Here is a 22328-nt window from a genome sequence, read left to right as displayed (position 1 = left end):
GGAGCGTAGAGGACGCGACCTCACCTGGGGCCGAGGTGGAACTTCTCCCTGAGCACCGCGTGGAAGTCCCGTTCGCCGAAGGTGACGAGCCGTGCCGGACGGTCGCTGGCCCGGCAGCGCACCGAGGCGCCGGGCAGCAGGCGGGCCACGGAGCGGCCGTCGACCGACACGCCCGCCGCTCGGTCGCCGCCCACCCTGACCACGACCTCGCAGTCGGGACGCAGGACGATCGAGCGGTCGAACAGCATGTGCGCCGCCACCGGCGCCATCAGCACGGCGCGGTGGCGGGGGTCGACGATCGGGCCACGGACCGAGAACGCGTAGGCGGTCGAACCTGTCGGCGTCGCCAGGATCAGGCCGTCGGCGACGTAGGACGTGAACGGCCGCCCGTCGAGCGCGACCTCGAGCCGGACGGTGTGGCCCATCTCGGACTTCTCGACCACGACCTCGTTGAGGGCGGTGGACGGCCGCTCCCCCTCGGCGTCGACGACGTGGGCCTCGAGCCGCATCCGCTCCTCGAGCGTGTAGGACCCGGCGAGGAAGCGCTTGAGCGCCACCCGCACGCCGCTCGGCTCGACCTCGGTGAGGTAGCCCAGCTGGCCGAGGTTGACGCCGAGCACGGGCACGTCCTCGGGGGCGGCGAGGTCGACCGCCCGCAGCATCGTCCCGTCGCCGCCGAGGCTGAGCACCAGGTCGGTCCCGACGCAGAGCTCGTCGGACGCCACGCCGAGGTCGGGGTCGCCGATCACGGCGGCGTCCTCGTCGAGGACCCGGACCTCGTGGTCGCGCGCTCGCAGCCACTCGACCGTCGAGCGGGCCAGCTCGCCGGCCCGGCCCCGGTGCAGCACCAGGCCGAACGTGCTCACGTCGCCGCCCCCTCGGGGGCGCCACGCCGGCGGGCGGCCTCGACCGCTTCGTCCACCGCGGCGGCGACCTCCGCCGACGCCGGCACCTCGTCCGCCCCCGCCCGCCTGAGGTGGAGAAGGAACTCGGTGTTGCCGTCGGCGCCGTGCAGGGGCGAGACCATCACCCCCATCATGGCCGCACCCGCGAGCTCGGCCGCGTCCACCACGTCGAGGACCGTGCGGCGCCAGACCTCGGGATCGGTGATCACGCCGCGGCCCCGGGCCACCTCCTGGCGACCGGCCTCGAACTGGGGCTTCACGAGGAGCACCAGCCACCCGCCCGGCGCCGTCGACCCCACCAGCACCTCCATCACGGTGCGCAGCGAGATGAAGGACAGGTCGGCGACGACCGCGTCGTACGGCTCGGCCGCCGTCGGGTCGACGTGGCGCAGGTTGGTGCGCTCGACGACCTCGACCCGCGGGTCGGCGCGGAGCCGCTCGTGGAGCTGGCCGTGGCCGACGTCGAGGGCGGTGACAGCCTCGGCGCCGTGCTGGAGCAGGCAGTCCGTGAAGCCGCCGGTCGACGCGCCGGCGTCGAGCGCCCGCAACCCGGTGGGGTCCAGGCCGAAGCCGTCGAGGGCGCCGGCGAGCTTCTCGCCGCCACGGCCGACGAATCGGGGCGGCGGACCGGCGAGCACCAGCGGTTCGCCCGCGTCGACCATCCGGGCCGCCTTGTCGGCCACCACGCCCGACACGAGCACCTGACCGTCGTCGATCAGCCGGGACGCCGCCGACCGCGACGGCGCGAGCCCCCGGCGGACGAGCTCGGCATCCAGGCGTCGGCGCACCACCCGAGGCTACCGACGTCCGATCGCCCCGCCCCCGCCGTCCCCGCACCCGTTCTGTGATGCTCGATACGTCGATCCGGACGTATCCAGCATCACAGAACGGGTGGGCGTCAGAGGGGTGACGCGACGAGGGCGGCGAGGTCGTCTGCGACCGCCCACGGCTCGGGCCGCACCGGCAGGTCCTCGGCCGCGGTCACGCCGCTCAGGACGAGCCCGAAGCGGGCGCCGAGCGCCACGGCGAGCCCGCCGTCGGTCTCGGGCTTGTCGCCGACCACCACGTCGACGGGCCCGTGCCGCTCGACGATCACCGCCGCCATCGGCGGGTGCGGCTTGCCCGTCACCTCGGGCAGCCGACCGGACGCCGTCGCCACGGCCGCGACGAGCGCGCCGTTGCCCGGCAGCAGGCGGGGGCCGGCGGGCCCGGTGGTCGGGTAGGTGGCGTCGTCGTTCGTCGCCAGGAATCGGGCACCGGATCGGATCGCGTCGGCGGCCATCCCGATCCGCGACCGGTTCCAGTCCTCGAGCGCGCCGACGACGACGGCGTCGACCGACCCGGCCGGTGCGCCGTCGGGGAGGTCCCGCACGTCGGTCGCCGGCAGCCCGCTGCTGCGCAGGTGCGCCACCAACGTCGGGTCGCCGAGCACCAGCACCGACGCCGCACCGGCACAGGCCGACACGACCGCGTCGCCGGAGGTGACCACCGGGCAGTCGGGCACGCCCATCGCCCGCAGGTGGGCGAGCTTGGAGTCGGGCGACATCGCGTGGTTGGTGCAGAACACCACCCTGTCGCCCCGCGCCAGGAGCGCCTCGACGGCCTCCGGGGATCCCGGGACGGGGTCGGGGCCCCGCCAGATCACGCCGTCCAGATCGATCGCCCACAACGCCACGGGCGGCAGTCTCCCGCCCTCGGCACCCGCACCGCACACCCGCCGGCCCGGTCCCGACGGTCGGATCCCCGGGGCAGGCCGTGTTGGCCCGTCGCCGAGCCGCTGTGCGAACCTGTCCCACACGTCGCGCGAGCTGTCGCGCCAGCCTGCAGGAGGACCCTCGTGGACGAGCAGCAGCTCAACAAGATCAAGAACGACCCCGGCTTCATCGCCGCGCTCGACCAGAGCGGCGGCAGCACGCCCAAGGCCCTCAAGCTCTACGGGATCGACGAGAGCGAGTACTCGGGCGAGGACGCGATGTTCGACCTCATCCACGAGATGCGGACGCGGATCATCACCGACCCGGCGTTCAACGGCGAGCGGATCATCGGGGCGATCCTCTTCGAGCAGACGATGGACCGCCAGATCGAGGGCAAGGGCACGGCGGAGTACCTGTGGCAGGACAAGGGCGTCGTCCCGTTCCTGAAGGTCGACAAGGGCCTGGCCGACGAGGCCGACGGCACGCAGGTCATGAAGCCGATCCCCGACCTCGACGCGGTGTGCGAGAAGGCGGTCGGCCACGGCGTGTTCGGCACGAAGATGCGCTCGGTCATCAAGGTGGCGAACGAGGCCGGCATCCGCGCCAACGTCGCCCAGCAGTTCGAGTTCGGCAAGCAGATCCTGGGCCACGGCCTGGTGCCGATCATCGAGCCCGAGGTCGACATCAACAGCCCCTCCAAGTCCGAGGCCGAGAAGCTGCTGAAGGACCGGATCCTGGCGGAGCTCGACGACGTCGACCAGCCGATCATGCTGAAGCTGACGCTCCCCGAGGAGGACGGCTTCTACACCGAGCTCGTCGAGCACCCGAAGGTGCTGCGGGTCGTGGCGCTGTCGGGCGGCTACTCCCGCGACGAGGCGAACGCCCGCCTCGCTCGCAACCCCGGCGTGATCGCCAGCTTCTCCCGGGCCTTCACCGAGGGGCTCTCGGCGCAGCAGTCCGACGAGGACTACACCTCGACCCTCGACGCCTCGATCCAGAGCATCTTCGAGGCCTCGCGGACCTGACCGACGGACCGGCTGCGTGCCCGACGGCGCGCAGCCGGCTCCGCTCACCGGCCGCCTGACGGTGCTCCCAGGCGGGCCGCCGTGAACACCTGGCCCCTGCGCCAACGCGCGACACTGGTGGGCCGCCCCTCCCGGAGCGTGCCGCGCCGCCCGACGACGTCCGTCGAGGCGCCGGCCGCGCCCACGCCGCCCCCATGCTGACGTCAGATCCCGCCACCCGAGACTTCGTCGGCATGACCGACGCCTCGAGCGCCCGGCTCTCGCACCTGCCCGGCCTCGACGGGCTGCGCGGCGTGGCGGTGGTGGTCGTCGTCGCGTTCCACGCCGGGTTCGAGAGGATGGTCGGCGGCTACCTGGGCGTGTCGACGTTCTTCACGCTGTCGGGCTTCCTGATCACGTCGCTGCTGCTCAACGAGGCCCGCCGCACCGACACGGTCGCCCTCCGGTCGTTCTGGGGCCGGCGCTTCCGGCGTCTGCTGCCCGCCGCGCTCGTGACCCTGGCCGCCGTCGTGGCGCTGTTCGGCCCGCTCGTGGCCACCGCCGACCAGCGGCTGACCATGCGCGGCGACGTCCTCGCGTCGCTGTTCGACGTCGCCAACTGGCACGACATCCTCACCGGCAACTCCTACGCCGAGCTCTTCACCGCCCCCTCGCCGGTGCTGCACTTCTGGAGCCTGTCGATCGAGGAGCAGTTCTACCTGTTCTTCCCGCTCATCCTGCTCGGGCTGTGGGTCGCGTCCCGGGGACGGCGGGCCTGGCTCGCCGGCGGACTCGCCACGCTCGCCGTCGCCTCGGTCCTCGAACCGTTCGTTTTCGACATGTCCGACGACCGCATCTACTTCGGCACCGACACCCGCGCCGCCGAGCTCCTCCTCGGCGCCCTCCTCGCGGTCCTGCTCTCCCACGAGCCGTTCCGGCGCCGCCTCGCCCTGCGGCTCCGGTGGCGCAGCACCGCCATCTGGCTCGGCGCCGCCGCCCTCGCCGTCCAGGCCTGGTGGTGGTGGTCGCTGCCGCAGACCGCGTCGTGGCTCTACCGCGGCGGCTTCGCCCTCTACGCGGTCCTCACCTGCACCGTCATCACCGCCGCTGCGCTCCCCTCGGGCCCCATGCGCGCCGTCATGTCGTGGGCGCCGCTGCGCTGGATCGGCGGGCGCTCCTACGGCATCTACCTCATCCACTGGCCGATCTTCCTGACCGTCCGCCAGCTCTGGCCCGACCTCGACCGCTGGACCTCCACGATCCTCGCCGTGTCGATCACCGTGGGCCTGGCGATCCTGTCGTACCGGTTCGTCGAGCAGCCCGTCCGCGCCGGCCGCTGGCCGGCCAAGGGCCGAGCCGTCGCCGCCGGGGCGCTCAGCATGGCCCTCGTCGCCGCCATCGCCTGCATCCCCCTCCCCGTCGACGAGAAGGAGCTGGCGACCGACTTCGACAAGGCGCAGAACAGCTACGACGCCTTCCTCGACCAGCAGGAGGGGAAGCGGTCCACGACCACGTCGACCGCCGTGCCCACCGCGCCGACCGCCGACGTCGCGGTGTTCGGCGACTCGACGGCGCTCGGCGTCGGCATGGGCTTCGGCCAGTGGTCGATCGACACGGGCCGGTTCGGCGCCGTGCGCGGCGACGCCAAGCTCGGCTGCGGCGTCACCCGCTTCAAGGCGATCCGCGTCGACATGGTGGTCCCGCAGGACGCCGAGTGCGCGGCCTGGCCGCAGCGGTGGGGCCAGCAGGTGGCGGCCACCACGCCCGACATCGCCATGCTGGTCTCGGCCGTGTGGGAGGTGCCCGACGCCCAGCTGCCGGGCTCGTCGAAGTGGACCTCGATCGGCGACCCGGCCGTCGACGACCTCATTCGCAACGAGTTCATCCAGGCGGTCGACGTGCTGTCGTCGCAGGGCGCCCTCGTCGTGCTCGTGACGTGGCCGGCCTACGGCTCGTGGGCCGACGACGGCCGCCCCGACGCCGTCGCCCGGCAGGCCGACCCCGCCCGCATGGCCCGGTTCAACCAGATCCTCGGCGAGGTGGCGGCGGCCCGACCCGACGCCACCCGGATCATCGACCTGGCCGGCTGGATGGGCGATCGGGCCGAGGACCCGTCGCTGCGGGCCGACGGCACGCACTTCTACGGCCCCGAGTTCGAACGGGTGTCCGACGAGTGGTTCGGCCCCGAGCTCGAGCGGATCTGGAAGGACTGGTGGCGGACCTACCGGGCGCCCGGCGCCACCGGTGGCGCCACCTCGACCGAGCCGGCGCCGACCACCACGGTCCGGCCCGCGGCCAAGAAGGACTGACGCACCGCTGACCGGTGTGCGCGGTCAGCCGGCGGCGCGCTCCGCGGCGTCGAGGAACTCCGGTTCCGCCCTGGCCACCTGCGCGAACAGGGTGCGGGCCTGCGGGACGTCGCCCGAGCGCTCGTAGAGGTCGGCCAGCGCGTAGGCCCGGCGCAGGTGGTGCTCCATGGGCCGCCTCGGCAGCTTGAACCCCTTGCCGAGCAGCGCGATCGCCTCGGCGAGCTTGCCCTGGTCGGCCAGCGCCCCGGCGGCGACGATCCGGCCCTCGTTGACGAGCGGCCCCGACGGCGACGTCGTGCGCAGCTCCTCCCAGAGCTCGTCGACCTTGCCGTACTGGCCGAGCGCCCGCCGGCAGTCCGCCAGCACGGGGTGCTGCTCGGTGGACCCGCCGGTCAGCTCGACGAACGCGTCGAGCTCCCGGGCGGCGTCCTTCCACCGACCCAGCCGGTACAGCGTCAGGCCGTAGAGCTCCCGCGCCTCGGCGAGGTCGGGCACCTCGGCGACGATCGGCGACAGGATCCGCCGGGCGTCCGGGAACCGCTCGGCCGAGTAGGCGGTCGCCGCCTCCGACAGCCGCCCCTCGAGCCGGACGGCCCGCTTGGCGCCGACGAGGTCGACCAGCTGCGGCGCCCGGACCGTGACCGTGCGGCTGGAGCGGCGCGGCGCGCTGCGCTTGCTGGACCCGCCGCCGACAGGACCCTCGTCCACCCAGACCTCCGCCTCGCGCGGCGGCTTGGCGGGCGGACGGTCGTCCTTGCTCGTCCGCTTCGGTGGTGGCGGGACGGGACGCGTGTCCCTCGGGCCCCGGGAGCGGGGACGGTCGTCGCCGCGGCCCGGCGGACGACCACCGCGATCGGAGGGCCCACGGCCACCTCGGGGACCGTCGGCGCGGCCGCGGGACGGACCGCTGCGGGACGGCCGGCGATCGTCGTCGCGCCACGCGCCGGACCGCGAGGTCCCCGAGCTCGAGCGAGCGCCGCCGGCTCGTGATCCCGCGCTGCGCGGCCCGGACGAGCGCGGCCCGGACGAGCGCGGACCGGACGAGCGCGGCCCGGACGAGCGCGGCCCGTCGGCCCGGGTGCCGCCCGAACGGGTGCCGCCGCTGCGAGGACCGTCGTCGCGGCCACCGCCCGGGCGCGCACGATCCGAACGGGGTCCCGACGAGCGGGACCCCTCTCGGCGGTCACCGCCGCGTCCCCGGTCCGAGCGCGGACCGTCCCGTCGGTCGCCGCTGCGGGCGGGACCGGAACGAGCTCCGCCGGTGCGGGGGCCGCTGGAGCGCCCACCGCTCCGCGGTGCTCCCGAGCGCGGACCGTCACCGCGCGTGCCGGCGGACCGGGCGGGCCCGCTCCGACCGCGACCATCCGAGGACGAGCCGCGGCCGCGGTCGCGGCCGCGGTCGCGGCCGCGCCTGTCGTCGTCGTCGGGATCGCCTCGGCGTGCAGGTCGATCGCTCGGGGGGCTGGCCATGGGGAACCTCTGCGACGGGGACCCACGGGCGTGCGGTCCTGCGTGGTGTGCTGGTGCTCGGAAGGGCGCGACGGGCACCGGGGTCGGGGAGCCCGCCACCGTACCGGACGCTGCCGCGCCGACGGCACCCCGGAACCGGGTCGTGCGGCGCAGCGCAGCTGCGTGCGCCGCACCGACCGCAGCCTGAACCAGGGCGGGCGACGCCGGGCGCGGTCCTCAACCGGCCCGAAAACGGTGAAGGGGAGGCGCTCTCGCGCCTCCCCTTCGAGAAATCCGGCGGCGTCCTACTCTCCCAGGGACGAACGTCCCAAGTACCATCGGCGCTGGAGGGCTTAACTTCCGTGTTCGGGATGGGAACGGGTGTGGCCCCTCCGCTCTGGCCACCGAAACCTGTTGTCAACTGACGAGCGGGTGGCCCCGAATACGGGGCCGGCGTCCACTCGAGGACTTCATAGCGAGCACGAACGTCTTGTAAGACGAACCCAAGCCCTCGGCCGATTAGTACCGGTCAGCTGAACACATTGCTGTGCGTACACTTCCGGCCTATCAACGTGGTGATCTGCCACGGGCCTTACCAGGTTGACCCTGTGGGTGAACTCATCTTGGAAGAGGCTTCCCGCTTAGATGCTTTCAGCGGTTATCCCGTCCGTAGGTCGCTAACCAGCCGTGCCCTTGGCAGGACAACTGGCACACGAGAGCTACGTCCATCCCGGTCCTCTCGTACTAGGGATAGCTTTCCTCAATTCACCTCCGGCTGCAGAGGATAGGGACCGAACTGTCTCACGACGTTCTAAACCCAGCTCGCGTACCGCTTTAATGGGCGAACAGCCCAACCCTTGGGACCTGCTTCAGCCCCAGGATGCGATGAGCCGACATCGAGGTGCCAAACCTTCCCGTCGATATGGGCTCTTGGGGAAGATTAGCCTGTTATCCCCGGGGTACCTTTTATCCGTTGAGCGACGGCGCTTCCACACGCAACCGCCGGATCACTATGCCCAGCTTTCGCTCCTGCTCCACGTGTCAGTGTCGCAGTCAAGCTCCCTTTTGCCATTGCACTCGACGCCTGATTGCCAACCAGGCTGAGGGAACCTTTGGGCGCCTCCGTTACTCTTTAGGAGGCGACCGCCCCAGTCAAACTACCCACCTGACGCTGTTCCCGACCCGGATAACGGGTCTGGGTTAGAGCCTCGCCATACGCAGGGTGGTATTTCAAGGATGACTCCACACTGGCTGGCGCCAATGCTTCCTCGTCTCCCACCTATCCTACACAACGCATAACAAAACCCAACATCAAGTTGCAGTAAAGGTCCACGGGGTCTTTCCGTCCTTCTGCAGCTAACGAGCATCTTTACTCGTACTTCAATTTCGCTGGGTCAGTGGTTGAGACAGTTGGGAAGTCGTTACGCCATTCGTGCAGGTCGGAACTTACCCGACAAGGAATTTCGCTACCTTAGGACCGTTATAGTTACGGCCGCCGTTTACTGGGGCTTAGGTTCAGAGCTTCGTCCGAAGACTAACCCTTCCCCGTAACCTTCCAGCACCGGGCAGGCGTCACAGCGTATACAGCGCCTTACGGCTTCGCACGCTGCTGTGTTTTTAGTAAACAGTCGCTTCCCACAATTCTGTGCCACCCCTTCGAGCTCCGGCAGCAAGTGCCTTCACCCTAATGGGGTCCTCCTTCTCCCGAAGTTACGGAGGCATTTTGCCGAGTTCCTTAACCACTGTTATCCCATTCGCCTTGGTATTCTCTACCTGTCCACCTGTGTTGGTTTGGGGTACGGGCACCACATGAACTCACCGCTAGGCTTTTCTTGGCAGCATAGGATCAATGACTTCCCCTGAAGCGGGTCCGTATCACGTCTCAGACTCATGAGGCCCGGATTTGCCTGGTCCTCGTCCTACACGCTTACCCCGGGACTACCATCGCCCGGGATCATCTACCTTCCTGCGTCCCCCTACGGCTTTCCGCCTAAAGCTGGGTCGGTTCGTGACGGCCGTAAGGCCGGCACAGCCCCTTAGCAAGCTGAAATTGGAATGGACGCGCATGTGGTGGTACCGGAATATCAACCGGTTGTGCATCGACTACGCCTCTCGGCCTCGCCTTAGCTCCCGACTCACCCTGGGTGGAATAGCCTTCCCCAGGAACCCTTGGACATCCGGCGGAGGGGTTTCTCACCCCTCTTTCGCTACTCATGCCAACATTCTCACTCGACCACGCTCCACGGCCGGTCACCCTGCCGCTTCACTGCGAGATCGACGCTCCGCTACCGCTCGATCAAAGATCGAACTCGTGGCTTCGGTACCAGACTTGAGCCCCGTTACATTGTCCGCGCAAGACCACTCGACCAGTGAGCTGTTACGCACTCTTTCAAGGGTGGCTGCTTCTAAGCCAACCTCCTGGCTGTCTTCGCAATCTCACATCGTTTACCACTTAGTCTGGATTTCGGGACCTTAGCCGACGATCTGGGCTGTTTCCCTCTCGACCCCGAAGCTCATCCCCCGGGGTCTCACTGCTGCGCTCTGGATCCATGGCATTCGGAGTTTGGTTGGGGTCGGTAAGCTTGTGGGCCCCCTAACCCATCCAGTGCTCTACCTCCATGGATGAACACGCAACGCTGCACCTAAATGCATTTCGCGGAGAACCAGCTATCACCGAGTTTGCTTGGCCTTTCACCCCTATCCACAGGTCATCCGCCCAGTTTTCAACCTAGGTCGGTTCGCGCCTCCACGGGGTCTTACCCCCGCTTCACACTGCCCATGGATAGATCACTCGGCTTCGGGTCTGCAGCATGCGACTGTACGCCCTATTCAGACTCGCTTTCGCTCCGGCTTCCCCTCACGGGTTAACCTCGCCACATACCGCAACTCGTTGGCTCATTCTTCAAAAGGCACGCCATCGCCCGACCGAAGTCAGGCTTTGACTGCTTGTAGACCAACGGTTTCAGGTACTATTTCACTCCCCTCCCGGGGTACTTTTCACCTTTCCCTCACGGTACTAGTTCGCTATCGGTCGATGAGGAATACTTAGCCTTACGAGGTGGTCCTCGCTGATTCACGCCAACTTTCTCGGATTCGGCGTTACTCGGGATCATCGATCAGAGACTGCACAGGTTTCGTGTACGGGACCGTTACCCTCTGCGGTGCGACTTTCCAGACGCTTCCACTACCTGGCAGCTTTGTAACTCTGTGAGGGGCCGACGCGCCCTCTATCGAGTCCCACAACCCCGGACTGGCAACGCCGTCGGGCTATCACACCAGTCTGGTTTAGGCTGTTCCGCGTTCGCTCGCCGCTACTTACGGAGTCGTTGTTACTTTCCTTTCCTCAGGGTACTGAGATGTTTCAGTTCCCCCAGTTCCCTCTACCCGCCCTATGTGTTCAGGCGGGAGTCACACTCCATTACGAGTGCGGGGTTTCCCCATTCGGACATCCACGGATCGACGGTTGGTCGGCACCTTCCCGTGGCTTATCGCAGCCTCCCACGTCCTTCATCGGTTCTCATCGCCAAGGCATTCACCGTTGGCCCTTTGTAGCTTGGGTATCGCATTACAAAGATGCTCGTGCTCGCTATGAAATTCTCAAGGGGCGCGCCGACGAACGATGCTCGTCGAGGGGAAGGGCTCGAGCCCGCTCCACTCGGAGCGGGCAGCGCACCTTCACAACGGAAGACAGGACGAGCACCAGGGGCGCCTTCGGACCGGCTCTGAGAGCTCGGGGAAGGAACGCTGGTCCTGGTGCCGGCGAGTGCGTCAACTGGGTGTCCGTGTCCGGCACGAGACGAACGTCTCGTGAACCGGATGGATTGGACTCCTTAGAAAGGAGGTGATCCAGCCGCACCTTCCGGTACGGCTACCTTGTTACGACTTCACCCCAATCGCTAACCCCACCTTCGGCAGCTCCGCCCCAGAGGGTTCGGCCACTGACTTCGGGTGTTGCCAACTTTCGTGGTGTGACGGGCGGTGTGTACAAGGCCCGGGAACGTATTCACCCCGGCGTTGCTGATCCGGGATTACTAGCGACTCCAGCTTCATGAAGTCGAGTTGCAGACTTCAATCCGAACTGAGACCGGCTTTTTGGGATTCGCTCGACCTCGCGGTTTCGCAGCCCTCTGTACCGGCCATTGTAGCATGTTTGCAGCCCTAGACATAAGGGGCATGATGACTTGACGTCGTCCCCACCTTCCTCCGAGTTGACCCCGGCAGTCTCCTACGAGTCCCCGCCATTACGCGCTGGCAACATAGGATAAGGGTTGCGCTCGTTGCGGGACTTAACCCAACATCTCACGACACGAGCTGACGACAGCCATGCACCACCTATCGCAGGCCCCGAAGGACACCACATCTCTGTGGCTTTTCCTGCATAGTTCAACCTAGGTAAGGTTCTTCGCGTTGCCTCGAATTAAGCAACATGCTCCGCCGCTTGTGCGGGCCCCCGTCAATTCCTTTGAGTTTTAGCCTTGCGGCCGTACTCCCCAGGCGGGGCACTTAATGCGTTAGCTACGGCACGGAGAGCGTTGACGGCTCCCCACACCTAGTGCCCAACGTTTACGGCGTGGACTACCAGGGTATCTAATCCTGTTTGCTACCCACGCTTTCGCTCCTCAGCGTCAGTTCCAGCCCAGAGCGCCGCCTTCGCTGCAGGTGTTCTTCCTGATATCTGCGCATTCCACCGCTACACCAGGAGTTCCACGCTCCTCTACTGGACTCAAGTCACAGCAGTATCGGGTGGCCTCTCCGAGTTGAGCTCGGAGCTTTCACACCCGACTTACTGAACCGCCTACGAGCTCTTTACGCCCAATGAATCCGGACAACGCTTGCCCCCTACGTATTACCGCGGCTGCTGGCACGTAGTTAGCCGGGGCTTCTTCTGCAGGTACCGTCATTTTCGTCCCTGCTGAAAGCGGTTTACAACCACGAAGGCCGTCATCCCGCACGCGGCGTTGCTGCGTCAGGCTTTCGCCCATTGCGCAAGATTCCCCACTGCTGCCTCCCGTAGGAGTCTGGGCCGTGTCTCAGTCCCAGTGTGGCTGATCGTTCTCTCAAACCAGCTACCCGTCGTTGCCTTGGTAGGCCGTTACCCCACCAACTAGCTGATAGGCCGCGAGACCCTCCTAGAGCGATGAATCTTTCCTCGGTCGGCCATGCGACCATCCGAGGGTATGCGGTATTAGCTCGAGTTTCCCCGAGTTATTCCCCACTCCAGGGCAGGTTTCTCACGTGTTACTCACCCGTTCGCCACTAGGTCTTCCGGGAGCAAGCTCCCATGGACCTCGTTCGACTTGCATGTGTTAGGCACGCCGCCAGCGTTCGTCCTGAGCCAGGATCAAACTCTCCATCAAGACCTCGGGAACCCCTCCGAAGAGGTGCTCCGTCGATCGGAGAGCCGGTGTCAGGCCTGAACCTGATCACCGACTGGCACAGACTGGCGATGGTCCACCCGGTCCGAGGACCGTGCGGACCGTCATCCGGAAAGTGCGTTGAATTTCTTTGAATTGAAGGGTCGACTCACCCGTGGGTTGCCCCACGTGCGGTCGCCCGCACTCGCCTTTTGGCATCCTGTCTTCCGTTGTCAAGGAACGCTGAGCTCCACGAGTGGGGCTCGAGCGGGAACGTGGCGGTGCCGCTGTCCGGATCGGACGGTGGCGGCGAGCCAGGGGTTCCGTGCCCCGTTCCGGCGCCGAAGCTGCCGTGCGGGGCGAAGGAAGAGATTAGGGCACCTCCGTGAGGAGGTCAACCCGAACCCTTGAGACGCTCGTCACTTCTGTGGCGACCGTCCCCTGCGCCCGCCGGAGCGGGCGCTCGAACCGGGTGTCAGCGTACCCCGCGTCGGCGCGGCGTGCCCGCCGGATCGCGGTCGGCCCGGGCGCTCGGGCGAGCGCCGGCGATCAGGCGCCGACGGTGATCAGATGGTGGTTCCGCTTGCCCCGCCCGAGCAGCAGGAAGCGCCCGTGGAGCAGGTCCTGCTCCCCTACCGGCGCCCCGTCGCGCGCCGGCAGCCGCACCTGGTTGACCGAGTACCCGTCGGGGTTGCGGCGGGCCTCGCCCTTCGACTTCGCGAGTGCGACGCCGTCGGCGGCCAGGAGGTCCAGGGGATCGGCGCCGAGCACGTCGGAGCGCCGCGCCGTGCTCGACGGCACCTCCGAGGCCAGCAGCTCGAGCGTCGCCGGCGCCACGTCGGTGATCGGACGGTCGCCGAACAGCACGGCCGCGGCCTCCTCGATCGGCTCGAGCGCGTCGGGCCCGTGGACGGTGGCGGTGAGCGCCCGGGCCAGGGCCCGCTGGCCCTCCCGGCGCTCCGGTGCGTCGGCGTGGGCCTCGGCGATGGCCCGGCACTCCGCCACCGGCACCGTCGTCAGGCGGAGCAGCAGCGGCTCGACGTCGGAGTCGGCGACGTTCAGGAAGTACTGGTACAGCCGGTACGGCGAGGTCCGGGCGGGGTCGAGCCAGATGTTCTCGCCCTCGCTCTTGCCGAACTTGGTGCCGTCGGCCCGCACGATGAGGGGCGCCGTGAGCCCGTGGACGACGTCGCCGGTGCGGCGGCGCACCAGGTCGATGCCGGCCGTGATGTTGCCCCACTGGTCCGAACCGGCCACCTGCAGGTCGCAGTCGCGCTCCGCGTGCAGGACGTGGAAGTCGTTGGCCTGCAGCAGCATGTAGCTGAACTCGGTGAACGAGATGCCCGACTCGCGCTCCAGGCGCGACTTCACGGAGTCCTTGGCCATCATCGTGCCGATGGTGATGTGCTTGCCGACGTCGCGGAGGAACTCGAGGACCCCCACGGGTTCGGTCCAGCTGCGGTTGTCGACCACCACCGCGCCGGCCGGGCCGTCGAAGTCGAGGAAGCGGCCGAGCTGGTTGGCGATCGCCGCCCGGTTGGCATCGAGGACCTCCGCGTCGAGGAACTGGCGCTCGTCGGAGCGGCCCGAGGGGTCGCCGATCATCCCCGTGGCGCCCCCGACGAGGGCGATCGGCGGGTGCCCGGCGTCCTGGAAGCGCCGCAGCAGCATGATCGACTGCAGGTTGCCGATGTGGAGCGAGTCCGCCGTCGGGTCGAAGCCGCAGTACGTGGGGGTGGGGCCGTCGTCGAGCCGGGCCCGCAGGGCGTCCAGGTCGGTGTGGTCGTGCACCAGCCCCCTGGCCACCAGGTCGTCGATCACGCCGCTGCCGCGGACCGCGGGGTCGCCGGTCATCCTGTGGTCACCTCCGTGGGCCGCCTCCCGGGACGTGCCGGACGGGCCGATCGTGCGTGGGCGCCCGACCGGTGCGGCGGACCGCCGCCGGGCGACCTGAGAGCGTACCGCCGCGCCTCCGGCGGCTGGCACCAGTTCCGTGGGGCGTTCGGCAACACTGGACCGGTCATGTCACGGTCGATCCGCCTCCTCGCCGCGCTCGCCGGCCTGTGCGTGCTCGCGTCGGTCACCGTGGCGTGCGGGGGCGCCACCCGTGACGCCCCGCCCCTGCTGCTCCCGGTCAACGCCGCGCCGACGACCGTGTTCGACGCGAAGGGCCGCGTGATCACCGTCCTGCGGGACGAGAACCGCACGAGCGTGCCGCTCGAGCAGATCCCGAACATCACGCAGACCGCGGTGGTGGCGATCGAGGACTCCCGGTTCTGGTCGCACAAGGGCGTCGACCCCCGGGCCATCGCCCGCGCCGCGAGCTCCAACGCCGAGGACGGCGAGGCCGGCCAGGGCGGCTCGACGATCACCCAGCAGTACGTGAAGACCGCGCTCCTGTCGCCCGAGAAGACCCTCCAGCGCAAGCTCGAGGAGGCCTCGATGGCCCTGTCGATCGAGCGCAACTACTCCAAGTCGCTGATCCTCGAGCTCTACCTCAACACGATCTACTTCGGCGACGGCGCCTACGGCATCGATGCCGCCGCCCGGTCCTACTTCGGCGTGCCGGCCGGCGACCTCGATCTGGCGAGGTCGGCGCTGCTCGCCGGGCTCATCCAGGCCCCGTCCCGCTACGACCCCCGCAAGCACCCCGAGGCCGCGGTGGCCCGCCGCAACGTCGTCCTGGCCCGGATGCTGGAGCTCGGCGACATCACGCCGGCGCAGCACGACGCCGCGGCCGCCACCCCGGTCGAGCTCGCCCCGCCCCAGCCGCTGCCCGAGCAGGTGCCCTACCCCGCTGCCCACTTCGTCGACGCGGTCAAGGAGTACCTGCTGAAGGACTCCGACGTGCTCGGCGACACGCAGGGCGAGCGCTACAACAACCTGTACCGGGGCGGCCTGCGCATCCACACGACGATCGACCTCGACCTGCAGGCGCAGGCGGAGCAGTCGATCGCGCAGGTCCTGCCCGGCCAGGGCACCGACCCGAAGGTGCCCGACGCCTCGCTCGTGACGATCGACCCCCGGACCGGCGCGATCCGGGCGATGGTCGGGGGCCGGGACTACTTCGGCACCTCGGACTACCGCCAGACCAACCTCGCCCGCGGCGTCGGACGCCAGACCGGCTCCGCCTTCAAGCCCATCGTGCTCGCCGCCGCGCTGGCCAACGGCGTCCCCACGACGAAGCGGTTCGACGCCCCCTCCTCGCAGGTCCACCAGCTCTCCGACGGCACCACCTGGCGGGTGAAGGGCGGCGGCATCGGCAGCGGGACGATGGCCGAGTGCACCGTCGTGTCGTCGAACACCTGCTACGCCAACATCGTCCTCGACCCGGCGGTCGGTGGGCAGCGCTCGGTCGACATGGCCAAGGCGCTCGGCGTGGTCTCCACGAAGCTGCTGGCGATCCCGTCCGCCGTGCTCGGCACCAACAACGCCACCGTGCAGGACATGGCGTCGGTGTACGCCACGTTCGCCAACCAGGGCGTGTACGTGCCGCCGGTCATGGTCACCCGCATCGACCGGCCCGACGGCACGATGCTCTACCAGCACGAGCACACCCAGACGAAGGTGCTGGAGCCCGAGGTCGCCATCGAGGTGTCGAACATCCTCCCCGGCGTCATCTCCGGCGGCACCGGCACCCGTGCCGACATCGGCCGTCCCGCGGGCGGCAAGACGGGGTCGTCGCAGAGCAACGTCGACGGCTGGTTCTGCGGGTACACCCCGCAGCTGGCGACCGCGGTGTGGGTCGGGTTCGCCAAGCCGAGGCCCGGCAAGGACGGGAAGCTGCAGCCGGTGCCGATGACCCCGCCCAACACGCGGATCACCGTCTACGGCGGCACCTACCCCGCGATGATCTGGTCGTCGTTCATGAAGAAGGCGCTCGCCGACCAGCCGCCCCTGCCGCTGGTCGACCCGCTGGCCGCCCCGCCCGCCACCACGACGGTGCCATCCTCGAACGCAGCGCTCCTCAGCCCGGTCACCGTGCCGGGCGACGTCAAGGTGCCCGACCTGGGCGGCAAGGACACCCGCAAGGCCATCGCCGCGGTGCGCTCGGCCGGGTTGGAGCCCGTCCGCATCGACGCCGCCGTGTCGGGCGTCGGCCCCGGGACGGTCACGGGCCAGAGCCCCGCCCCGGGGGCGTCCGCCGCCGCCGGGTCGAAGGTGTACGTCGAGTCCACCCCGGGGACCTTCCTGCCCGCGACGCCGGTGCCGAACGTGATCGGCTTCGGCACGGGTCAGGCCGAGCAGCAGCTCGAGTCGCTGGGCTACACGGTGCGGACCGAGGCCGTGGCCGCCCCGCCGGGCTCGTTGCGGACCGACGGCCAGCCGTTCGAGGCCGGCCAGGTGTGGCGCTCGATCCCGGCCGCGGGCGAGCGGCCCGCAGACGGCGTGGTCGTCCTGAGCTACCAGGTGGCCAGCGCCGCCCCGCCGACGACGCCGGCCGCGCCCACGACCGCCCCCCGCCGCCCGACCGCCAACGACTGACCCCGTCCCCGGTTCTGTTCCCGAGGACCGGGGCGAACACCCCAGCCACCGGGAACAGAACGGGCGGCGGCGTGCCGGCCCGCCTCGCAACCGGTCGGGTCCGGCTGCCAAGCTGGGGACGTGCCCCCCACCGCTGCGCCGGGTGACGCGCCCGCACCGCCCCAGGACCCTCCCGTCGACGGCGGCGACGACCGGCCCTCCGGCCGGCGCCGGTTCTTCCTCGCCGCCGGGCTCCTGTTCGTGGTGGCGACCTTCGCGGTGTGGATCTACGCCCTGTTCCTCTACGACCCGGGGCTGATGATCGACGAGCTCGAGGACCGCACGTTCCCGACCCAGGCCGAGGAGATCTGCCACCAGGCCCGGGTGCGGATCGAGGCGCTGCCCACGGCCGACCAGACGCCCGACCACGTCGAGCGCGCCGACGTCGTCGACCAGGCCAACGAGGCCCTGCGCGACATGACGGCGCAGCTCGCCCCGATCGTCCCCCAGGGGGAGGGCAAGGTCTCGAGCGGCATCGAGCAGTGGATCGAGGACTGGGACACCTACATCGGTGACCGCCAGGACTACGCCGACCAGCTCCGCGAGGACCCGATGACCCGGTTCTCGGAGTCGCTGAAGGCCAACCGCCAGATCTCCCGGGCGATCGACGCGTTCGCGCAGGTCAACCGCATGGAGAGCTGCATGGTCCCCGGCGACGTCGGCTGACCGATCGGACCCTCGCCGCTCCCGGTCAGGGAGCGGCCGCGTCGTCCAGCTCGCCGAGTGCGGCGCGGCCGGCCTCGGCCAGCCGGACGATCCCGTCCTCGTCGACCGCGCCGGGGAGCTCGTCCCAGGTGACCCACCGGTGATCGAGCGACTCGTGGTTGGGATCCTCGACCGCCCCGGGCGGCGCCAGCACGACGAACCGCAGGTCGAGGTGCAGGTGCTCGCCGAGCGGGTCGCGGTGGTCGACGGCGTGCACGTCGAGGTCCACCGCCGGCACCAGCACCCGGAGCCCGGGGATGCCGGTCTCCTCGGTGGCCTCCTTGAGGGCGACCCCGGCGAGCTCGTGGTCGCCGTCGGCGTGGCCGCCGGGCTGCAACCAGCGCCCGAGCTTGGTGTGCAGGAGGAGCAGGACCCGTTGCCGGTCGGCGTCGACCACGAGCGCCGATCCGGTCAGGTGGCCGGGCGCGGTGGTCCGATCCGCGAGCGCCGATCCGTGCTCGTCGAGCAGCGACACGACCCGGGCCCGCTCGTCGTCGCGCCCGGCCTCGCTCCAGAGGGCCTCCTCCAGCCGGCGGCGCGAGCGCGCCGGGTCCGACGAGGGCGCCAGCTCGGGGTCGTCCGCGGCGAGGAGCCGGTAGCCGGTCACGGTCGTGGCCGCCTCGGTGCGGCCGCCCCGCCCGACGGCCGACCCCGCGACGCGCCCGCGTGGCCCGGCACGAGGTAGCGCCAGGGTCGGTCGACCGCCTTGGAGATCCCGACGCGGGTGGTCGTGAGGGGTCGGGACGGCGGGCGCACGGCGTCGCGCAGGAGCCGCACCGGCGAGGCCGGGTCGAGCAGGTCCACGCCGTCGTGCGCCCCGTCGATCCCGAGTGCGGCGCACAGCTTGCCGGGGCCGTTGGCCAGGTCCCGGTCGGCCACCCGGGCACCCCGGGCCCGGCGCATCTCGTCGATGCCGGCGACCGGCTCGACGGCCCGGACGAGGACCGCCTCGGCGACGCCGTCGGTGCCCGCCACGACGTTGGCGCACCAGTGGATCCCGTACGAGCGGTACACGTACAGCAGGCCGGGACGGCCGAACATGGTGGCGTTGCGCACCGTCGGCCCCCGATGCGCGTGGCTGGCCGGGTCCTCGGCGCCCCGGTAGGCCTCGACCTCCACGATGCGGCCGGCGCGGTCGCCGACGACCAGGAGCGCGTTGAGCAGCCGCTTGCCGACGGCGCGGGCGTCGCCGGTCAGCTCGGAGCGCGCCGGGGGCGCGCCGGCCACCACCGGGGCGCTCACCGCGGCGCGTGCGACGCCGGGACGGGAACGGTGTCGCCCATGGCGGCCACGACGTCGGCCGGCGGCTCGACCGGATCGCTCGTGCCCGCCGCCACCGACACGTAGGTCACGACCACGTCGGCCACCGGCCGACCGGCGACCGTCACGACGTAGGCGACGTCGAAGCTCGTGCGCCCCCAGCGGCAGACGCCGCAGTCGACGTCGAGGCGCTCCGGCCACGTGGCCGGGCCGTGCCAGACGACGCGGGCCGCCTTCAGCATCACGTCCCACGTCTCGACCCACGCCGTCCCGCCGAAGGAGCGCATCCAGTGGTCCATGGCGTCGTCGACGTAGGCGAGGTAGTTGGCGTTGAACACCACGCCCTGCTGATCGCACTCGCCGTAGCGGATGTCGATCGAGTGCCGGTGGGCCGCCACCGTCAGGCCCCGTCCGGCCGGGTCGCCGCCCACCGCTGCCGCTCGGCGGCGATGCGCTCGGCCAGGCGGATCCGCTGCGCCTCGACCGGGCCGGGCCCGCCGCCGCCGGGGCTCCGGCGGTTCGCCGTCCCCGCCCCCGGCGCCAGCAGCGCCGCCCCGCGCTCCCCCAGCTCGGGTTCCGCCGCGACGAGGTCGACGAGCGGGATCCCCTCGTCGAGCGAGCGCCGGACGAGCGCACCGACGATGCCGTGCGCGGCCCGGAACGGGACGCCGTCGGTCACCAGCAGCTCCGCGAGGTCGGTGGCCGCCGCGTACGGCGAGTCGGCGGCCTCGGCCATCCGCTCGGGTCGGAACGTGATCGTCGAGTAGAGACCTCGCATCGCCAGGAGGCCCAGGCGGACCGTGTCGAGCGCGTCGAACAGCGGCTCCTTGTCCTCCTGGAGGTCGCGGTTGTAGGCGAGCGGGAGCGACTTCATGGTGGCCAGGAACCCGGTCAGGTCGCCGATCAGCCGGCCGGCCTTCCCGCGCGCCAGCTCGGCGACGTCGGGGTTCTTCTTCTGCGGCATCATCGACGACCCGGTGGCGTAGGTGTCGTCGAGGACGGCGAACGCGAACTCGTCGCTGGTCCACAGCACGACCTCCTCGCCCATGCGCGAGAGGTGGAGGCCGATCGTGCACAGCACGAAGAGCGACTCGACCACGAAGTCGCGGTCGGAGGTCGCGTCGAGCGAGTTCTCGAAGCGGGCCGGGAAGCCGGCGTCGGCCGCGGTGGCGTCGGGGTCGATCGGCAGCGACGTGCCCGCCAGCGCCCCGGCGCCGAGCGGCGAGACGTCGACGCGCCGGCGGCAGTCCGCGAGCCGGTCGACGTCGCGCAGGAGCGCCCAGGCGTGGGCCATCAGGTGGTGCGCCAGCAGCACCGGTTGGGCTCGCTGCAGGTGGGTGTAGCCGGGCAGGCGGACCGGTCCGCCCCCGGGGCCCTGCTCCAGCGAGGCGTCGGCCCGATCGGTCAGCACGTCGACCAGTCCGAGGACCAGGTCGGCGGTGGCCGCGAGCTGGCCGACGACGTGGTGGCGGAACGCGGTCGCGACCTGGTCGTTGCGCGACCGTCCGGTGTGGATCTTGCCGCCGACCGGTCCGACCAGCTCGGTGACGCGGCGCTCGATGGCGGTGTGGACGTCCTCGTCGGACGGCTCGAAGCGCAGCTCGCCCGCCCGGAACTCCATCTCGACCGAGTCCAGCCCGCCGAGCAGGGCGGCGAGCTCGTCCTCGTCGAGCAGTCCGGCCCGGTGCAGGCCGCGGACGTGGGCCTTCGAGCAGGCGACGTCGTCGGGCAGCAGGCGCTGGTCGTAGCCGAGCGACCCGGTGAACTCGACGAGGGCCTCGGCGGGCGCGACGTCGAAGCGGCCGTGCCAGAGCTGGCCGCGCCCGGTGCCGTCGTCCGCGTCCGCCGGCGTCATCGCTGCGAACCCGGTCCCTGCACGTCGGACCAGGTCTGCACGCCGAGGCCCCAGATGCGGACGAAGCCCTCGGAGTCGGCGTGGCGGAACCGGTCGGCCGCGTCGTAGGTGGCGAGCCCGTAGTCGTAGAGCGACCGCGGCGCCCGCCGGCCCACGACCCAGCAGCGGTTCGGCTCGAGCCGCAGCCGGACGTCACCGGTCACGTGCTCCTGCGAGACGTCGATGAACGCGTCGAGCGCGTCCCGCAGCGGCGAGTACCAGAGGCCGTCGTACACGAGCTCCGCGTACTTGTGCTGCAGGGCGATCTTCTGGCGACCGAGGTCCCGCTCGACGGTCAGGGACTCGAGGTCCCGGTGCGCCAGGATCACCGCCAGCGCCCCCGGCGCCTCGTAGGTCTCGCGGCTCTTGATGCCGACCCGCCGGTTCTCGACCATGTCGATCCGGCCCCATCCGTAGCTGCCCACGAGGTGGTTCAGCTCGATGATGATCTCGAACAGCGGCTTGGCCTGGCCGTCGAGCGCGACCGGGACGCCCTTCTCGAAGCTCAGCGTGAACTGCGCCGGCTCGGTGGCGGTCGGCCGGGTCATCTTCCAGACGCCGTCGGGCGGCTCGGCCCACGGGTCCTCCATCTCGCCGCACTCGATCGCCCGGCCCCAGAGGTTGTCGTCGATCGAGTACAGCTTCTCCTTGGTGGCGCCGACCGGGATGCCGTGCCGGCCGGCGTACTCGATCGAGTCCTCGCGGGTGAAGCCCCAGTTGCGGACCGGCGCCAGCTGCTCCAGGTCGGGCGCCAGGGCCATGTAGCTGACCTCGAAGCGGACCTGGTCGTTGCCCTTGCCCGTGCAGCCGTGCGCCACGCCGTCGGCGCCGTACTTCCGGGCCACCTCGACCTGCTTCTTGGCGATGAGCGGCCGCGACAGCGCGGAGACGAGCGGGTACTGGTCCTCGTAGAGCGCGTTGGCCTTGATGAGCGGGGCGAGGAAGTCGTCCGCGAACTCCTGCCGCAGGTCCAGCTCCTCGTACGCGATCGCGCCGGCGCCGAGCGCCTTCTCGCGGTTGCCGTCGAGCGTGCCCTCCTGGCCGACGTCCGCGGACAGGCACACCACCTCGACGCCGAGGTGCTCGATCATCCACCGCACCGCCACCGAGGTGTCGAGCCCGCCGCTGTAGGCCAGCACCACCCGCTTCGCCATCCTGTCCGTCCCTTCTGGTCTCTCGTGTCGATCTCGAACCGCCGGCCGCGCCGGCGCAGCCGGCGGGGCCGCGCCA

14 protein-coding genes and 3 rRNA genes are annotated in these 22328 nt (G+C 70.2%); 4 read left to right on the top strand and 13 right to left on the bottom strand.

The window, feature by feature from the left end:
• Window positions 1-20 precede the first annotated feature (20 nt).
• The 3 genes from LH044_RS01605 to LH044_RS01595 all read right to left on the bottom strand — a co-directional run bounded on the left by LH044_RS01605 (window position 21) and on the right by LH044_RS01595 (window position 2580).
• A complete protein-coding gene (locus LH044_RS01605; RefSeq protein ID WP_227758047.1) occupies window positions 21-866 on the bottom strand; it encodes an NAD(+)/NADH kinase in 846 nt (281 codons plus the stop codon).
• On the bottom strand, window positions 863-1693 hold the full coding sequence (locus tag LH044_RS01600; RefSeq protein WP_227758046.1) for a TlyA family RNA methyltransferase: 831 nt from the start codon (window positions 1691-1693) through the stop codon (window positions 863-865). The genes LH044_RS01605 and LH044_RS01600 overlap by 4 nt, the downstream gene beginning before the upstream one ends.
• Before the next feature lie 110 nt (window positions 1694-1803).
• A complete protein-coding gene (locus tag LH044_RS01595) occupies window positions 1804-2580 on the bottom strand; it encodes an HAD-IIA family hydrolase (protein WP_227758045.1) in 777 nt (258 codons plus the stop codon).
• 162 nt (window positions 2581-2742) lie between these two features.
• On the opposite strand from LH044_RS01595, the gene LH044_RS01590 reads away from it, so the two are divergent.
• On the top strand, window positions 2743-3624 hold the full coding sequence (locus tag LH044_RS01590) for a fructose bisphosphate aldolase (RefSeq protein WP_227758044.1): 882 nt from the start codon (window positions 2743-2745) through the stop codon (window positions 3622-3624).
• 233 nt (window positions 3625-3857) lie between these two features.
• Window positions 3858-5912 (top strand): acyltransferase family protein, encoded by a 2055-nt coding sequence (locus LH044_RS01585; protein WP_227758043.1) that lies wholly within the window; start codon window positions 3858-3860, stop codon window positions 5910-5912.
• A 24-nt stretch (window positions 5913-5936) separates the two neighbouring features.
• Here the strand turns inward: LH044_RS01585 and LH044_RS01580 are convergent, their stop codons facing one another.
• From LH044_RS01580 to tyrS, 5 genes are all read right to left on the bottom strand, one after another.
• The gene (locus LH044_RS01580) at window positions 5937-6620 is read right to left on the bottom strand and encodes a tetratricopeptide repeat protein (RefSeq protein WP_227758042.1); all 684 of its coding nucleotides are present in this window, start codon (window positions 6618-6620) and stop codon (window positions 5937-5939) included.
• 1033 nt (window positions 6621-7653) lie between these two features.
• Window positions 7654-7770 (bottom strand): 5S ribosomal RNA (gene rrf / locus LH044_RS01575).
• 90 nt (window positions 7771-7860) lie between these two features.
• Window positions 7861-10920: ribosomal RNA gene (locus LH044_RS01570) — 23S ribosomal RNA — on the bottom strand.
• Window positions 10921-11195: 275 nt separating this feature from the next.
• A 16S ribosomal RNA gene (locus LH044_RS01565) occupies window positions 11196-12718 on the bottom strand.
• The 16S, 23S and 5S rRNA genes sit together here, the layout of an rRNA operon.
• Window positions 12719-13264: 546 nt before the next feature.
• A complete protein-coding gene (gene tyrS / locus LH044_RS01560; protein WP_227758041.1) occupies window positions 13265-14569 on the bottom strand; it encodes a tyrosine--tRNA ligase in 1305 nt (434 codons plus the stop codon).
• Between the two features lie 168 nt (window positions 14570-14737).
• Between tyrS and LH044_RS01555 the strand changes: the two genes are divergently transcribed.
• On the top strand, window positions 14738-17200 hold the full coding sequence (locus tag LH044_RS01555; RefSeq protein ID WP_227758040.1) for a transglycosylase domain-containing protein: 2463 nt from the start codon (window positions 14738-14740) through the stop codon (window positions 17198-17200).
• A 120-nt stretch (window positions 17201-17320) separates the two neighbouring features.
• Window positions 17321-17905 carry a hypothetical protein gene (locus LH044_RS01550; protein ID WP_227758039.1) on the top strand — a complete coding sequence of 195 codons (585 nt, stop codon included), beginning with the start codon at window positions 17321-17323 and terminating at the stop codon, window positions 17903-17905.
• Window positions 17906-17930: 25 nt separating this feature from the next.
• Here LH044_RS01550 and LH044_RS01545 read toward each other — a convergent pair whose 3' ends face one another.
• Genes LH044_RS01545 through LH044_RS01525 form a run of 5 tightly spaced genes read right to left on the bottom strand, consistent with a single transcriptional unit; the run spans window position 17931 to window position 22252 of the window.
• Complete coding sequence (locus LH044_RS01545; protein ID WP_227758038.1) at window positions 17931-18551, bottom strand: NUDIX hydrolase; 621 nt, start codon at window positions 18549-18551, stop codon at window positions 17931-17933.
• Window positions 18548-19186: a DNA-3-methyladenine glycosylase gene (locus LH044_RS01540; RefSeq protein ID WP_227758037.1), complete on the bottom strand. Its 639-nt coding sequence runs from the start codon at window positions 19184-19186 to the stop codon at window positions 18548-18550. The genes LH044_RS01545 and LH044_RS01540 overlap by 4 nt, the downstream gene beginning before the upstream one ends.
• Window positions 19183-19602 carry an acyl-CoA thioesterase gene (locus LH044_RS01535; protein ID WP_227758036.1) on the bottom strand — a complete coding sequence of 140 codons (420 nt, stop codon included), beginning with the start codon at window positions 19600-19602 and terminating at the stop codon, window positions 19183-19185. Before LH044_RS01535 ends, LH044_RS01540 begins: the two co-directional genes overlap by 4 nt.
• A 2-nt stretch (window positions 19603-19604) precedes the next feature.
• Window positions 19605-21059, bottom strand: coding sequence for an argininosuccinate lyase (gene argH / locus LH044_RS01530; protein ID WP_227758035.1), 1455 nt, complete (start codon window positions 21057-21059; stop codon window positions 19605-19607).
• Window positions 21056-22252, bottom strand: coding sequence for an argininosuccinate synthase (locus LH044_RS01525; protein WP_227758034.1), 1197 nt, complete (start codon window positions 22250-22252; stop codon window positions 21056-21058). Before LH044_RS01525 ends, argH begins: the two co-directional genes overlap by 4 nt.
• Window positions 22253-22328: the final 76 nt, after the last annotated feature.

The sequence above is a fragment of the Dermatobacter hominis genome (genome assembly GCF_020715685.1).
In the GTDB taxonomy this organism is placed as follows: domain Bacteria; phylum Actinomycetota; class Acidimicrobiia; order Acidimicrobiales; family Microtrichaceae; genus Dermatobacter; species Dermatobacter hominis.
The sequence above is the reverse complement of the archived record's forward strand: the minus strand, read 5'-3'. Positions and strand labels throughout refer to the sequence as shown.

Coding starts and splice junctions, on each gene's coding strand:
- LH044_RS01525 (WP_227758034.1), bottom strand. CDS start 22,252: ATGGCGAAGCGGGTGGTGCTGGCCTACAGCGGCGGGCTCGACACCTCG.
- LH044_RS01555 (WP_227758040.1), top strand. CDS start 14,738: ATGTCACGGTCGATCCGCCTCCTCGCCGCGCTCGCCGGCCTGTGCGTG.
- LH044_RS01585 (WP_227758043.1), top strand. CDS start 3,858: ATGACCGACGCCTCGAGCGCCCGGCTCTCGCACCTGCCCGGCCTCGAC.
- tyrS (WP_227758041.1), bottom strand. CDS start 14,569: ATGACCGGCGACCCCGCGGTCCGCGGCAGCGGCGTGATCGACGACCTG.
- argH (WP_227758035.1), bottom strand. CDS start 21,059: ATGACGCCGGCGGACGCGGACGACGGCACCGGGCGCGGCCAGCTCTGG.